The 15,556-nt window shown below is 66.4% G+C and carries 13 protein-coding genes; 7 read left to right on the top strand and 6 right to left on the bottom strand.

What is annotated here, in order from left to right; all coding sequences use genetic code 11:
• The 3 genes from QZY06_RS02960 to QZY06_RS02950 form a co-directional block, all read right to left on the bottom strand.
• On the bottom strand, positions 1-1,111 hold a 1,111-nt coding region (locus tag QZY06_RS02960; protein WP_295679985.1), incomplete at its 3' end, for an efflux transporter outer membrane subunit.
• A 15-nt stretch (positions 1,112-1,126) separates the two neighbouring features.
• Positions 1,127-3,073, bottom strand: coding sequence for a MacB family efflux pump subunit (locus QZY06_RS02955; protein ID WP_295679981.1), 1,947 nt, complete (start codon positions 3,071-3,073; stop codon positions 1,127-1,129).
• On the bottom strand, positions 3,070-4,506 hold the full coding sequence (locus QZY06_RS02950; protein WP_295679978.1) for an efflux RND transporter periplasmic adaptor subunit: 1,437 nt from the start codon (positions 4,504-4,506) through the stop codon (positions 3,070-3,072). Before QZY06_RS02950 ends, QZY06_RS02955 begins: the two co-directional genes overlap by 4 nt.
• Before the next feature lie 288 nt (positions 4,507-4,794).
• Between QZY06_RS02950 and baeS the strand changes: the two genes are divergently transcribed.
• The 6 genes from baeS to QZY06_RS02920 all read left to right on the top strand — a co-directional run bounded on the left by baeS (position 4,795) and on the right by QZY06_RS02920 (position 11,130).
• A complete protein-coding gene (gene baeS / locus QZY06_RS02945; protein ID WP_295679975.1) occupies positions 4,795-6,279 on the top strand; it encodes a sensor histidine kinase efflux regulator BaeS in 1,485 nt (494 codons plus the stop codon).
• A 3-nt stretch (positions 6,280-6,282) separates the two neighbouring features.
• Entirely contained in the window at positions 6,283-6,990 is a 708-nt protein-coding gene (locus tag QZY06_RS02940) for a response regulator (RefSeq protein WP_295679972.1), read from the top strand.
• Between the two features lie 134 nt (positions 6,991-7,124).
• Positions 7,125-7,451, top strand: coding sequence for a hypothetical protein (locus QZY06_RS02935; RefSeq protein WP_295679969.1), 327 nt, complete (start codon positions 7,125-7,127; stop codon positions 7,449-7,451).
• A 63-nt stretch (positions 7,452-7,514) separates the two neighbouring features.
• Positions 7,515-9,623 (top strand): TonB-dependent receptor, encoded by a 2,109-nt coding sequence (locus QZY06_RS02930; protein ID WP_295679967.1) that lies wholly within the window; start codon positions 7,515-7,517, stop codon positions 9,621-9,623.
• 60 nt (positions 9,624-9,683) lie between these two features.
• Positions 9,684-10,130: a MerC domain-containing protein gene (locus QZY06_RS02925; protein ID WP_295679965.1), complete on the top strand. Its 447-nt coding sequence runs from the start codon at positions 9,684-9,686 to the stop codon at positions 10,128-10,130.
• 25 nt (positions 10,131-10,155) lie between these two features.
• Positions 10,156-11,130, top strand: a complete 975-nt coding sequence (locus QZY06_RS02920) for an NADPH:quinone oxidoreductase family protein (protein ID WP_295679962.1) — start codon at positions 10,156-10,158, stop codon at positions 11,128-11,130.
• Here the strand turns inward: QZY06_RS02920 and cysG are convergent, their stop codons facing one another.
• Both cysG and QZY06_RS02910 read right to left on the bottom strand, forming a co-directional pair.
• Entirely contained in the window at positions 11,131-12,531 is a 1,401-nt protein-coding gene (gene cysG, locus QZY06_RS02915; protein ID WP_295679958.1) for a siroheme synthase CysG, read from the bottom strand. It abuts the gene before it with no gap.
• Positions 12,532-12,601: 70 nt separating this feature from the next.
• Entirely contained in the window at positions 12,602-13,450 is an 849-nt protein-coding gene (locus QZY06_RS02910; protein WP_295679956.1) for a sulfite exporter TauE/SafE family protein, read from the bottom strand.
• A gap of 104 nt (positions 13,451-13,554) precedes the next feature.
• Here QZY06_RS02910 and cysB point away from each other — a divergent pair, with 104 nt between their 5' ends.
• Positions 13,555-14,550 (top strand): HTH-type transcriptional regulator CysB, encoded by a 996-nt coding sequence (gene cysB / locus QZY06_RS02905; protein ID WP_295679954.1) that lies wholly within the window; start codon positions 13,555-13,557, stop codon positions 14,548-14,550.
• Positions 14,551-14,555: 5 nt separating this feature from the next.
• On the opposite strand, the gene QZY06_RS02900 is transcribed toward cysB, so the two are convergent.
• Positions 14,556-15,548 (bottom strand): phytase, encoded by a 993-nt coding sequence (locus tag QZY06_RS02900; RefSeq protein ID WP_367275549.1) that lies wholly within the window; start codon positions 15,546-15,548, stop codon positions 14,556-14,558.
• Positions 15,549-15,556 lie beyond the last annotated feature (8 nt).

The raw sequence follows: 15,556 nt of genomic DNA, 5'->3' as shown, positions 1-15,556 counted from the left end.
GCGCCAGCAGCACGGTCTGGGCGTAGTTCTCCATCAGTTCCCGCTGCTGCGCTTCGGCAAGGCGCACCTGACTCTGCAGGCGGCCGCCGTTGAAGATGGTCTGCGACAGCGATGCGGCGAGCGACAGCAAGGTGCTGCTGCCGCTGGTGATCAGCCCATTGAAGCCGGCCGATGCCGACAGCGACACGCTCGGAAGAAGTGCGGCACGGGCGATGCCGATATCGGCATTGGCGGCGATCAGCGAGCTTTCCGAAGCGCGGATGTCCGGCCGCTGCAGCAGCAGGCTGGCCGGCGTGTCGACGGCGATCTCCGGCACGTTCAGCCCGGTGAGCGTGGTCGCCGTCACGGTGAAACCGCCCGGTGCGCGGCCGAGCAGCACGGCCAGCGCGTGGTGGGTCTGCTCCAGGCTCAGGCGCAGCGACGGCAGGCTGGCTTCGATGTTGAGCAAGGTGGTTCTCTGCTGCGCCAGCTCCAGCGCATTGGCGCCGCCGTTGTCGTAACGCAGCTGGACCAGGCGCAGCAGTTCGGCGGCAGCGGCGCGATTTTCCTCGGTCAGCGCCAGGCGATCCTTCAGCGACAGGATCAGAAAATAGTTGCTGGCCACGTAACCCTGCAGCACCAGTGCCACGGCATTGCCGTTGTAGCCGCTGGCATCGAGCCGCGCCCGTGCCGCCGCGGCGGTCGCCCGGTTGGCGCCCCAGAGATCGAGCTCGTAGGACGCGCTGAGTGTTGCCTGGCTGTTCTCGCTAGTGTCGTTGCCACTGGCGCGATTGGTCGAGGCCGATACCGAGGCATTGACCGCCGGCACCAGGTTGGCGCGTGCAGCCCGGGCGCTGGCGCGGGACTGCTCGATGCGCGCCAGTGCGGCCGCCAGATCGTGATTGGCGGCCAGCGCTTCGCTCATCAGCTGATCGAGTTCGGCGCTGCCGAAGCGCTGCCACCATTGCGGGGCGACTGGTGCCGCTTCGGCGCTGGCCTCGTCGGCCCTGTCACTGGCTTGGGCGTAGCGCTCCGGCAGCGGCAGCTCGGGCTGGGTCAAGGTCGGGGTCAGGCTGCAGCCGGCGAGCAACAGCGCGGCGGCAGCGAATGTCAGACAGGTGAAGTTTTTCATGGCTGGTTCTTCGGGCTATTCGGAAGCCAGAGCGACGACGGGATCGAGGTTCGCCGCCTTGCGCGCCGGCAGATAACCGAACAGCAGGCCGGTGATGAAAGCGGAGCCGAAGGCGAACAGGGCCGGGGCGACGGTGAACACCACCTTGGAGCCCAGGGCTTCGGCCGCGAGGGCCGCGCCGATGCCGAGCAGCACGCCGATGACGCCGCCGATGCCGCAGATCACCAGCGCCTCGGTGTTGAACTGCAGCAGGATGTTGCTGGTGCGCGCGCCGGTGGCCATGCGCACGCCGATCTCGCGGGTTCGCTCGGTGACGTTGACCAGCATGATGTTCATCACGCCGATGCCGCCGACCAGCAGCGAGATGAACGCTACCGAGCCAAGCAGCAGGGTCAGCGTGTTCTGCGTGGTGGTCGCCATCTCCATCAGCGAGGTGGTGCTGCGCACTTGGAAATCGATAGTGCCGTGGCGTGCCGTCAGCAGTTCGGTGATCGCGGCCTCCGTGCTATCAGCGACATCGGCGCTGGCGAGCTTGACGTTGATGGTGCCGAGAAAGCGCTTGCCGAATACCCGCGCGAAGCCGGTGGATAGCGGGATCACGGCGACGTCGTCCATGTCCGAACCAAAGGCATTGGCGCCCTTGCTGGCCAGCACGCCGACGACCTGGAACGGCACCTTGCCGACGAGCACGTACAGGCCGATCGGCGACGCGAGATCCGGGAACAGATTTCGCGCCACCGTGGTGCCGAGCACGATCACCGGCGCGTAGGTCTTCACATCGTCATCGCTGACGAACACGCCTTCGGACAGCTTCCAGTCCTGCATCTGCGTCCAGGTCGGCCAGACGCCGGTGACGTTGCTCTTGTAGTCGATGTTGCCGTAGCGCAGCGTCTGTCGGGATTGCCGCTGTGGCGACACCGCCTGCACGCCATCGAGTGCTTCGATGGCCTCGGCATCGGTTTCCTTGAGCATCGCCAGTTCGCCGCTGGGTCTGGTGCCGGGCGCACCCGGCTGCACCAGCAGCAGGTTGCTGCCCATCGATTCGATGCTCTTCATCACCTGCGCCTTGCTGCCATTGCCGATCGCCAGCATGGTCACCACGGCTGCGACACCGATGACCACGCCGAGCAGGGTCAAAGCCGAACGGAACAGATTGCCGCGCAGCGAATGCAGCGCCATCTTCACCGCCTCGCCGAGATCCGGCAGCCAGTGCGGATGACGGCGATCGGTGTTCAGCGCGCGCAAGGTTGCGGCGCGGCCACGGCTGCCGCTGTCCTCGGTGATGCGGCCGTCGCTGATCTGGATGATCCGCTCGGCGTGCGCCGCCACCTTGGCATCGTGGGTGATCAGGATGATCGTGTGGCCGTCGCCATGCAGCCGGCTGAGCAGGGCCAGCACTTCTTCGCCGCTCTTGCTGTCGAGCGCGCCGGTCGGTTCGTCGGCGAGGATGACATCGGCACCATTCATCAATGCACGAGCGATCGACACGCGCTGCTGCTGGCCGCCGGACAACTGGTTCGGCTTGTGGCCCAGGCGTTCGCCCAGACCCAGCTGACCGAGCAGTGCCGCCGCCCGCTGCACCCGCTGCGCCTTGGCGGCACCGGCGTAGATCGCCGGCAGCTCGACGTTCTCGGCCGCGGTGATCGTGGTCATCAGGTTGTAGCGCTGGAACACGAAGCCGAAGCAGTCGCGGCGCAGCGCTGCGAGTTCGTCCTTGCCGAGTGTCGCGACATCGATGCCGCGCACCTGATATCGGCCGCGGGTCGGCGTGTCGAGGCAGCCGAGCACGTTCATCAGGGTCGACTTGCCGGAACCGGACTGGCCCATGATCGCGACGAATTCACCGGCGGCGATCGACAAGGTGATGCCATCGAGCGCGCGCACTTCGGCACCATCGCCACCGGCGTAGATCTTGGCGACCTGCTCCAGTTGCAGCAGTGGAATTTCGGTAGCGGTGCTCACAGGCGGGGACCGGCGCCGCCCGGCATGCGCGGCGCAGCGCGGGCGCTGCCGCCAGCCGGCTGCGCGCCCTTCTCGCCGACGACGATCTCTTCGCCGACTTCCAGACCGGACAGCACTTCGGCATCGGTACGGGTAGCGAGGCCGACTCTCACCTGGCGCCACTCGAGACCGTTGGCGGTTTTCACCTGCACGCGATAAGGCGTGCCGCGCCGTGCCGGACGATCGCCGGACCGCCCCGGCTCACCCGCGGCGACTTCAGGCGCGGCCTCGGGTTTGGCTTCTGCGAGGGCCGGCGGGGCGCCTTCAGCCTTGCCTTCCGCCGGTGCGGCAGCGGGAGCCGCGTTGAACGCTTCGCCCGGCTTGCCGCCACTGCGATCGCGCTTCCTGCGCTCGCCACCGGTGCCCATGCCGGGCGCGCCGCCGGGGCCACCGCGGAAGCTGCGCGCGTCCGGATCAGGCTTGAGCGCGCCCAGCGGCACCACCACGGCATCGTGCGCCGCAGCCAGCACGAAGAACGCCTGCACGGTCATCGCCGGCAGCAGCGCGCGCTCGTGATTGTCAACGTCGACCAGCACGTTGTAGAGCACCACGTCGTTGGTCGTGGTCGGCGTCGGCTGCACCTGGCGCACCTTGCCTTCCCAGCGCCGCTCGGGCGCGCCCAGCGTCGTGAAGTAGGCCGGCATGTCCGGGCGGATGTTGGTGACATCGGCCTCGGCGACCTGCGCCCAGACCGTCATCACGTCCAGATTGGCAACCTGCGCGATCACCGCGACCGACTGCACCGAGTTCACGGTCTGGCCCTTGCGGGTGTCCTGGACGACCACGGTGCCGTCCATCGGCGCGTAGATCTTGGTGAAGTTGAGATTGGCGAGATCGCCTTCCAGGGTCGCTTCGGCAGCCTTGATCTGCGCCTTCACCGAATTCACCGCCGCGGCGGCGACGCGGGCGGAGGCTTCGGCCTGCTGGACCACGTCCTGACTGACCGCATTGCCCTCGGCAAGGCGGCCATTGCGGGCGGCCTGCTGATCGGCCAGCGCCAGTTCGGCGCCGCGCTGGGCGAGCTGGGCCTTGAGGTTGTCCAGATTCGCGCGGTCCTTGGCGACCGTGGAGGCGTAGACCGTGGGATCGATCTCGGCAATCAGTTCGCCCTTGGCGACCTTGTCGCCGATCTCGACGTGGATGTTCAGCACGCGGCCGGACACCTGGGTGCCGACGTCGACGTAATCCTTGGCCTTCAGCGAACCGACCGCAGTCACGGTCTTTTCCAGATCGCCCTTCTCGACCGTGGCGAAGCGCAGGTTGGCCATCGGATCGGCCGCCTTGCCACGCTGCCAGACCACGCCGGCCACGGCGATGACCAGCAGCAGCACGAGCGCGGCGAGTGCCCATTTGCGGCGACGGCGACGCGGTGGGACGGTGGTGGATGCGGTCATGATCAGGCCAGCCTTGGGATCGAACGGTGGGAAAGAGAATTGCGGAGCACGGTCTGCACTGTGCGGGGCGAATGTGCAGCGACTATGTAGAGAGCATGGAGATAGTCGTAGGGCGGGCCACGCCCGCCACGCGTTCTCATCGAACAAGGATGCCGGCGGCCGTGGGCCGCCCTACAGCTGGCCCGCCATGATTCGAATCATGGAGTTCTCGTGGAATCGATCGCGCCGCCCTTGTGGTTTGCCGGTCGCGGGGTGGAAATAGCGGCCTTGTTCCGTTCACCGTGCGCCATGTTCAAGCCGGGCATCACCGCCAAGCTGTTCTTCGCCATTCTCACCAGCAGCGTGCTGGTGGCGATGGCCATGGGCATGGCTTCGCGGCTGACCTTCAATCGCGGCTTTCTCGGCTACCTCAACGATCAGGGCATCGAACGCATGGAAGCGCTGCTGCCGGCGCTCGCCAGCACCTGGCAGGCGCAGGGCGGCTGGCATTGCTTCCGCGAAAGTCCGCGCCAATGGTTTCGCTTGATGCGCCCAGGCGGCTTGAGTCGCAGCAGCAATCAGACGTCGACCGACGGCGGCTGCGGCAACGACGACGGCGACCGGGATCGCCAGGCCCCTGCTGTTGCTTCGCCGCCAGCGCCACGCACACCAGGCCCGCCGCCGCCTCAGTCCGATCTCACCGGCGTCAGCCTGCGTCTGGCACTGCTCGACGAGCAGCGGCAGTTCATTGCTGGGAATCCGCAAGTTGGCGCCGATGCGCTGCTGCGGCCGATCCAAGTCGATGGCCGCACCGTCGGCTGGGTGGCGCTGGTGCCGTTCGAGAACGTCAGCACGCTGGCGGCGCAACGCTTCGCGCAGCAGCAGCTGTGGGCGAGCTGGGTGATCGGCGCGCTGGCGATCGTGCTCGCCGCGCTGGTCGCGGTGCTGCTGGCGCGGGTGTTCCTGGCACCGCTGAAGCGCATTGCCCGGGGCACACATGCGCTGGCGGCCGGCCATTACGACGAAAGAGTCGAAGCCGGTTCCGGCGACGAACTGGGCCAGCTTGCCGAGGACTTCAACCGCCTTGCCCATGCGCTGAAGCAGAACGAAAAGATGCGCCGGGCGTTCATGGCCGATGTCTCGCATGAGCTGCGGACGCCGCTGTCGGTGCTGCGTGGCGAGCTGGAAGCGCTGGAAGACGGCGTGCGCGCGCTGACGCCGGAATCGATCCGTTCGCTGCAGGCGGAAACGGCGATTCTCGGCAAGCTGGTCAACGATCTCTACGAACTGTCGCTCGCCGATGTCGGCGCGCTCAGCTATCGGATGAGCGATAGCGATGTCATCGAAGTGCTGCGCGACGCCGTGCACCCGTACCGAGAGCGCCTCGCGCAGCAGGACATCACCCTGGAACTGCACTTGCCGGACCCGCCCGTGATGGTGCTGGCGGACGAAGGACGGCTCGGCCAGCTGCTCGGCAATCTGCTCGAAAACAGCCTGCGCTATACCGACGCAGGCGGCCGTCTGCGGCTTGAAGCACGCATCGATGGCAAGGAGTTGCTGCTGCAGTTCGATGACTCCGCACCCGGCGTGGCCGAAGACGCATTGCCGAAATTGTTCGATCGTTTCTACCGGGTCGAAACCTCGCGCAATCGCGCCACCGGCGGCGCCGGCCTGGGCCTGGCGATCAGCGCCAAGATCGCCGAAGCGCATGGCGGCAGCTTGAGCGCTGCGGCCTCGCCGCTCGGCGGCCTGCGGTTGAGCCTGCGACTGCCGCTGGCCGTGCCGGGCATCTGAACCATGAGCCCTGCCGAAGCCCATGCGCCTCTGGTGCTGATCGTCGAGGACGAACCGAAGCTCGCCGCGCTGTTGGCCGATTACCTGAAAGCCGCCGGCTATCGCACCGACATCTGCGCCGATGGCCGCGAAGTCGCAGCGCGTGCGCGGCAGCTTCATCCCGCCCTGGTGCTGCTGGACCTGATGCTCCCTGGCAAGGATGGCCTCGAGGTCTGCCGCGAACTGCGCAGCTTCAGCGACATGCCGATCGTCATGGTCACCGCGCGGGTCGAGGAGATCGATCGCCTGCTCGGTCTGGAACTCGGCGCCGACGACTACATCTGCAAACCGTTCAGCCCCCGCGAAGTGGTGGCCCGGGTGCGGGCGATCCTGCGCCGCGGCCGGCTCGATGCGAGTCCGGGACCGGCGACGAGCGACGGTCTGGCCCAGGTGCTGCGCATCGATGAAGCCCGCTACACCGCGGAATTCCGCGGCCAATCCTTGCAGCTGACGCCGGTGGAGTTCCGCCTGCTGAAGACCCTGGCCGATGCGCCGGGCCGCGTGTTTTCGCGCGATCAGCTGCTCGACAAGCTCTACACCGACCACCGGATCGTCACCGATCGCACCGTCGACAGCCACATCAAGAACCTGCGTCGCAAGCTCGATGCGGCGAGCCCCGAGCAGGAACTAATCCGCTCGATCTATGGCGTCGGCTACAAGCTGGACTGGTAGCCCGCCCACCTCCGGGAACCCCGCCGCAGGCGTAGGGGGGCCCATGGCCGCCGGCACAGCCGGCCAATGAGCGCGCATGGCGGGCGCGGCCCGCCCTACCGTGATTGCCTCTTCTTCGCCGTTCCTTGCGCCCAATGTCGTACGATTCGCTCGCTCGCTTCATCCTCGACATGACGCAAAAACGAACGACTCACCTCTGGCTGCTGGCGCTGACCTTCCTGGTCGGGCAGTGGCTGACGGTCGTTCATGGCACCCAGCACGCGCTGACACCGGGCGATGAACTGGTCGCCTGCGAAATCTGCGTCGCCAGCCATGCCGCGGCACCGCCACCGGCGGCGGAAATGCCGATCGCGCTGCTGCCGCTGCGTATCGAAGCTCCGGTGCAGGCCATCGTCGCCCTGCCGGCGCTGCAACCGCTGTATCGCCCGCCGCCGCGCGGACCACCGCTGCACCTCGCCTGACGAACTGCTGACCCCGCGCGGGCCTCGCTGCCCGTGCCCGTTCCGTTTGCTGCGAGGATTTCCATGAACATTTCGTACCTGCATGGCCGCCAGGGCCGTGCTGCTGTCGCCCCTGTTTTGCTGCCCCGTCTGTTGCCGCTGATCGCCGCCGTCATCGCCTTTCCGTACGCGGCACATGCCGATGACGATCCGAAGGCGGCCGTCGAACTCGATACCGTCACCGTCCGCGCCAATCCGCTCGGCAAGACCGCCGATGAATTGGTGCAGCCGACCACTGTGCTGTCCGGCGCCGAGTTGGATCGCAAGCGCGCCGCCACCATCGGCGAAACGCTGGAGAACGAACCCGGCATCTCGACCACCGATTTCGGCCCCGGTGCCGGGCGCCCGGTGATCCGCGGTCAGGCTGGCCCAAGAGTCGACATTCTCGAGAACGGCATCGGCTCGCTCGATGTTTCCGATGTCAGCCCCGATCACGCGGTCGGCATCGATACCGCCCATGCTCGCCAGATCGAAGTGCTGAAAGGCCCGGCGACCCTGCTCTACGGCAGCCGCGCTTCGGGCGGCATCGTCAACGTCATCAACGACCGCCTGCCGGTCGACGTCACCGATGGCCTGCACGGCAGCCTCGATGCCGAGTACGGCACTAACGGCGATTCGCGCAACGGCACCACCGAGGTCGGCTACGGCATCGGCCACAGCCAGTTCCATCTCGATGCCAGCGCCCGCAAGTCCGAGGAGTACGACATCCCCGGCAGCGCCAATGTCGATGGCAGCGGCAGCCAGGGTTATCTCGCCAACAGCCGTTCGCAGGCGCAGTCCGGCGCGTTGTCCTACGGCTATATCGACGGCGGCAATTCGGTGGCGTTCGCGGTCAGCACCTTCAACACCGTCTACGGTCTGCCGGCCGAGCCCACCGCGTTCATCGATCTCGACCAGACCCGCTACGACGCTCAGGGCATCCTCAACAAACCGCTGCCGGGTATCGATTCGATCAAGATTCGCGGCGCCTACAACAGCTACACGCACATCGAGTTCGAAGGCCCGGGCGAGCCCGGTACGCAGTTCTTCAACAAGCAGAACGACGAGCGCATCGAAGTGGTTCACGCGCCGATTCTCGGCTGGCGCGGGGTGTTCGGCGTGCAGCACGATTTCCGCCGCTTCGCCGGTGTCGGCGAGGAAGGCTTCGTGCCGCCGACCCATACCCTGCAGCTCGGCGCCTTCCTGATCGAGGAACGGCCCTGGGCCTACGGCAAGCTCGAAGCCGGCGTCAGAATCGAGCGCGATACCAACAAGCCGGAAGAAGGCGCGGAACTGCCGAATCGCAACTTCACGCCGATCAGCGCGTCGCTCGGCTCGATCTTCAATCTGGCTAAGGACTACCACCTGAAGCTGTACTACAGCCATGCCCAGCGCTCGCCGGTGCCGGAAGAGCTGTATTCGTTCGGGCCGCACGGCGCCACAGCAACCTTCGAGCGCGGCTTGAACGACGCCAAGATCGAAACCGCCAACAATTTCGAGATCGGCCTCGATCACCATGACCAGCGGCTCAGCTTGGAAGGCAACGTCTACTACAACAGCATCAACAACTACCTCTATCTGGCAGAGAACGATCAGGGCCTGAACGCCGATGGCAGTGGCACGCCGAACGCCGATGGCATCGCCGATCGAGTCGACGAGCAAGGTAATTTCGATCCGAGCAGCGAGATCCGCCTGGTCAATTACCTGCAGGCCAACACCCGCTTCTACGGCATCGAAGGCCAGGCCAGCTATCTGCTGATCCAGTCGCCGTACACGCTGAGCCTGCGCGGCTTCGGCGACAAGGTGATCGGCGAGCTGAACAACGGCAGCAAGCTGCCGCGAGTCACGCCGGCCCGCTTCGGCTTAGGGTTAGACGGCAAATATCGCCACTACAGCCTCAGCGTCGACTACACCCGCGTGTTCAAGCAGGACGACATCGCCTCGCTGGAAACCGAGACCGGTGGTTACAACATGCTCGGCTTCACCGCCGCCTACGGCTTCCGCCTGAGCGAGAAGGCACTGTCGGACAGCGAGGTCTACATCCGCGGCCGCAACCTGCTCGACGACGATGCCCGCCGGGCAACCTCGTTCATCAAGGATGTGGCGCCGCTGCCGGGCGCTTCGGTGTTCCTGGGTTTCAGACTGGCGATCTGAGCCGCAGCTGACATTCGGCTGCGGCTCCACGCCGCAGCCGAATGCTAATCTTCGCCCCCGATGAATCGTCCAAACAATATTTCCGCCGCTGTCGCCGAGCCGCCCGTACGCGGTCTCGATGCGGTGGCGATGCTGCTGTCAGGGCTGTGTCTGATTCACTGTCTGGCGCTGCCGCTGCTGGTGGCTGCACTGCCGCTGGCGGCATCCAGCCTGGTCGCCGATGAACGCTTCCACCAATGGCTGCTGCTCGGCGCGGTGCCGACCAGCGTCATCGCGCTCGGCTGGGGCTGGCGCCGGCATCGCGACAATCTGGTCGCCGGGCTGGGCATCGTCGGCCTGATCCTGATGGTGTTCGCCGCCTTCGGCATTCAGACCGGCTTGATCGATGCCCACGGCGAGCGCGTGCTGACGGTGATCGGCGCGCTGATGCTGGCCATCGCTCATCTGCGCAACTACCAGCTACGCCATCACGGCCACGATCACTCGCAGCCGCACGCTCCGCACTGATCGACCGAACTCGAAACCACGTCCCATGAAAGCGATTGTCTGCAAACAGCTCGGCGGTCCGGAAACCCTGTCTCTCGAAGACGTGAACCTGGCGCCGCCCGGCCCGAACGAGGTGCGTATCCGCATCGCCTCGGCCGGCATCAACTTCCCGGACATCCTGCAGATCGCCGGCAAGTACCAGTTCAAGGCCACGCCGCCGTTCACGCCGGGCGCCGAAGTGGCCGGCACGGTGACGGCGATCGGCGCCAACGTCGGCAACGTGGTGGTTGGCGACCGAGTCGCGGCGATCGTGCCGATCGGCGGCTATGCCGAAGAAGTCAATGCCAATGCCGACGGCCTGCTGAAACTGCCGGCCGATTTCGATCTTTCGATCGCTGGCGGCTTCGCGCTCGCCTATGGCACCACGATCCACGCGCTGAAGCAGCGCGGCAGCTTGAAGCCGGGCGAAACCTTGCTGGTACTCGGCGCAGCCGGCGGCGTCGGCCTCGCCGCAGTGCAGATCGGCAAGCTGATGGGCGCGCACGTGATCGCCGCGGCATCGAGCGCCGAAAAGCTTGCGCTGTGCCGCGAGCAGGGCGCCGATGAAGTCATCGACTATTCGAAAGAAAGCCTCAAGGAAGCGGTCAAGAAACTGACCAAGGGCCAGGGCGCCGACGTGATCTACGATCCGGTCGGCGGCGAGCTGGCGCAGGACTGCTTCTCGGCGATCAACTGGTGCGGCCGTTATCTGGTGGTCGGCTTCGCGGCCGGCAGCATTCCGGAAATCGCGATGAACCGCCTGCTGCTGAAGGGCGCCGCCGCGCTCGGCGTGTTCTGGGGCGGCTTCATCGTCCGCGAGCCGAAGGTCAATGCTGAAAACTTTGCCGAGCTGTTCGCGTGGATCGCCGCCGGCAAGCTGAAGCCGTACATCTCGAAGGCCTATCCGCTGGCCGATGCCGCCGACGCGATGCGCGACATGCAGGCCCGCAAGGTGACCGGCAAGATCGTGCTGATTCCGTAATCAGCGCCAGGCCAGGCGCTCGCGCAGCTTCACCACCTCGCCGACGATCACCAGACTGGCGCCCTTGACCTCGGCGGCAGCGACTTCGCCCGGCAGCTTGCCCAAGGTCGACGCGATCACCCGCTGATTCGCCGACGTGCCTTCTTCGATCAGCGCCGCCGGCCAATCCGCCGGCAAGCCGTGTTCGACGAGCTTGGCGCAGAGCATCGCCAGCGAACCCAAGCCCATGTAGATGGCGATTGTCTGGCCGGGCCGGGCCAGCGCGTCCCAGGGCAAGGTCAGCTGGCCGTCGGCACGTGGATGGCCGGTGACGAAGATGCAAGCCTGCGCGTAATCACGATGGGTCAGCGGAATGCCGGCGTAGGTCGAGCAACCGCTGGCGGCGGTGATGCCCGGCACCACCTGGAACGGAATGCCGGCGGCAGCCAGGCGCTCGATTTCCTCGCCGCCGCGGCCGAACACGAAGGGATCGCCGCCTTTCAGGCGCAGCACCCGCTTGCCCTGTTTGGCGAGCCGCACCAGTTCCTCGTTGATCTCGTCCTGCGGCACGGTGTGCTGGTTGCGACGCTTGCCGACGAATATCCGTTCGGCATCACGCCTCACCAGATCGAGAATGCCAGCGCCGATCAGGCGGTCGTAAAGTACGACATCGGCCTGCTGCATCAGGCGCAGCGCGCGAAAAGTCAGCAGATCCGGATCGCCCGGTCCGGCGCCGACCAGATAGACCTCGCCGAGCGGGCGCTTGTCGGCCAGCAGGGTTTCGAGCACGGCATCGGCAGCGGCTTCGTCACCGCGCAGCACTGCTTCGGCGCCGGGGCTGTCCAGAAAGCGCTCCCACAGTACACGCCGGGCCGGGCCTTCCAGCGCGGCCTTGACCCGCTCGCGACGGCTCTGCGTGTAGACCGCGAGCGCACCGTAGTTCTGCGGCAGTTCGGCCTCGATGCGCTCGCGCAGACGACGGGCAACGACCGGCGCGGCACCGCCGGTGGCGATGGCGATGGTCAGCGGCGAGCGTTCGATGATCGCCGGCGTGATGAAGGTCGATGGTTCGGGATCGTCGACGGCATTGACCAGAATGCCGCGCGCGGTGGCCTCGGCGGCGACAACGCGGTTGAGTGCCTTGTCATCGGTGGCGGCAATCACCAGCCGGGCGCCGGCCAGTTGGGCGACATCGAACTCGGTCGCCAGATGAGTGATAGCGCCTTCGGCACACAAGCCGGCCAGTTCGGGATTCAGCTCGCGGGCAACGACTTCGGCGCGCGGCCCGGCTTTCAGCAGCAGGCGCAGCTTGCGCGCCGCGATCTCGCCGCCGCCGACTACCAGCACGCGGGCGTCGTCGAGGCGCAGCGTGATCGGAAAGTACTTCGGTGGGGAACCAGCAGCGTCAGGCGTTTGGGACATGGGTTTCGGCGAGCAGGAGCGGCGCAATTGTGACGCCCGACCCGCAGCCGCGCACTGGCCGAGGCGACGCTCAGTGCGTGACGGTTGACGATTGGCTTGCTGCCGCCGTCGGTGCCGGCGCGTGCAGCGTCTTCCACAAGGTCATCGAGCCGACCACGATCAGGATGCCGGCGATCGCCCGCTTCAAGCTGCGCGGGTTCATGCGGAAGCCCAGGCGGCTGCCGATCCAGATGCCGGGCAAGGCGCCGAGCAGCAGCCAGCCAAGCAATTCGTAATTGACCGAACCCATGCGCGCATGGCCGGCGCCGGCGATCGCGGTGATCAGCACGGCGTGGGCGAGATCGCTGCCGACGATACGGATCGGCGCGTGCTTCGGGTACAGCAGCAGCAGAATCATCATGCCGATGACGCCGGCGCCGACCGAGGAAATGGTCACCACCGTGCCGATCAGCACGCCGGCCGCGACGGTCAGAGCACGCTGGGTGGTTGGCGGCAGTTCCGCGCGCACCCGATCCATGTGCAGCCGCGAGGCCAGCAGTTCCTGGCACAAGGTGAACAGCGCGGTGACGATCACGGCGGCGGACAGGGTCAGCTTGATCAGCCGGTCCAGCTCGGCGCTGCTGCCGATCTGATCGAGCATCACCAGAGTCAGCAGTGCCGCCGGCACGCTGCCGACCGACAGCCAGCCGACGATCGCCCAATCCAGTGAGCCGTTACGGCCGTGCAGCAGCACGCCGAAGGATTTGCTGATCGAGGCGTAGAGCAGATCGGTGCCCACCGCGAGCGCCGGCGAGATGCCGTAGAACAGGATCAGGATCGGCGTCATCAGCGAACCACCGCCAACACCGGTTGCGCCAACTGCCGTGCCGACAACGAGCCCTGCGATGGAAAAACCGAGTCCGTTGCCTAGCAAGTCCATAGATGATCCGGGAATGAGGACCGCACGGTATCGACTAAGACTGCGCACGACCAAAGAAGCAATTGGTATTCTTTCAGAACGCATCGGAATAAAGAGATCGTTCCATGAAACTGCGACAGCTGCACTACATCCAGGAAGTCGCCAAGCGCGGACTCAATGTCACGGCTGCGGCGGACGCGCTGTTCACCTCGCAGCCCGGCGTATCGAAGCAGGTGCGCCTGCTCGAAGACGAGCTCGGTGTCGACATCTTCGTGCGCAACGGCAAGCATCTGGTCGAGATCACCCCGGCCGGCCAGCGCATCCTCGAATACACGGCGCGGCTGCTGCTGGAAGCGGACAACATCCGCAACATCGCCGAAGAATTTCGCCAGACCGACAAGGGCGAACTGAGCATCGCGACCACCCACACCCAGGCGCGCTATGCGCTGCCGCCGGTGATCCAGCGGTTTCGCGAGCGCTATCCGCACGTCACCCTGCATCTGCATCAAGGCAGCCCGCCGCAGATCGCCAAGATGGCGGTCGACGGCTCGGCCGATTTCGCGATCGCCACCGAAGCGCTGGAACTGTTCGATGAACTGGTGATGCTGCCCTGCTACCACTGGAACCGCAGCGTGCTGGTGGCGCCGACACATCCGCTGGCACTGCGCTATCGCGACCAGCCGCTGGAAATGACGCTGGAAGCGATCGCCGCACATCCGGTGATCACCTACACCTTCGGTTTCACCGGCCGCTCGAAGCTCGACCAGGCGTTCAGCGCCCGCGGCCTGAAGCCGGACGTGGTGCTGACGGCGGTCGATGCCGACGTCATCAAGACCTATGTGCGCCTGGGGCTCGGTGTCGGCATCGTCGCGTCGATGGCCTACGACCCGATCATCGATCACGACCTCGTCCACCTGCCGGCCGATCATCTGTTCGAGCGCAGCACCACCCACATCGGCTTTCGTCAGGGCATGTTCCTGCGCGGTTACATGGCCGATTTCATCACCGAGTTCGCGCCGCAGCTGAGCCGCGACATGGTCGACGAAGTGGCAGCGATCACCGAACCCGAGGCGCGCCAGCGCAGGGTACTGGAACTGATCGCCAAGCTGCCGCTGCTGTAACGAAGCTAGGAACCCGGCTTGAGCCTGCGCAGCACCTCGGCCCAGGAAACCAGCTTGAAGTTCTGCGACTGCGGCGCGTTGTCACCGTCCTGAGCGATGAACAGGCCGCCGGGGAAGTCCTTGCCGAAATCACCGAGCGCCAGTTCGATGCCGTCGGTTTCCGAGGTGCCGCCGATGCCGGCACCGTTGTCGCTGATCTTGAAGCGTCCAACGGCGGCGCCGTCGGCAAGGTCGTAGACCGCGTAAGCGGAATCACCCTGGCTGGAGGCAATCACGTAGCCGTCGTCGCGACCACTGCCGGGTGCCAGCGCCAGGCCTTCGACATCGGCCAGCAGCATGCGGCCATCGGCCTTGGCGAAGCTCGCGGCTTGCGCGGATGCGGCCGGATCGGCGTCGAAGCGCCAGATGCCGACATCTTCCTCGGCTACATAAAGCCGGCCGTTGCGATCATCGGCGACACAGCCTTCCGACTGGCTCGCCAGCTTCAGCTCGCGGACGATGGTGGCGCGCGGCTGCGCGGCGGCGAGATCCAGCGCCAGTTGCACGATGCGGCCGCTCTTGTGGACGAGGAAGGCAAACAGCGCCTGATCCGCCGCGCGCCGGTACAGGCAGATGCCGTAAGCCTCGCCGTCCCCGGCCGGCAGCTTGCCGAGCGGACGCAGCACGCCGCTGCCGGGAGACAGCGCGAACAAGGCGAGCACCGCTTGAGCGGGATCGCTGCGATCGCTGGCGGCGACCAGAACCTCATTGACGCCAGCAATCGACACCTCACCGCGCAGATCGACGGTGTTGAGCCGGGGCGCTGGCAGGAACTGCCGCTGGCTGCCGTCGAGGCCGTAGACGTACAGGCCAGCCTTCTTGTCGCTGGCCACGATCAGACTCTTGGCGGGATCGGCCGGATTGCGCCAGATCGCAGGATCGTCAGCGGCATCGTTGCTGGTCTGCACCGGCGCCGTCTGGCCGACGGCGAATACGCTGGCGGTATCGATTTTCGGCAGCGGGGCCG

This window comes from uncultured Nevskia sp., from assembly GCF_903885465.1.
In the GTDB taxonomy this organism is placed as follows: Bacteria; Pseudomonadota; Gammaproteobacteria; order Nevskiales; family Nevskiaceae; genus Nevskia.
The sequence above is the reverse complement of the archived record's forward strand: the minus strand, read 5'-3'. Positions and strand labels throughout refer to the sequence as shown.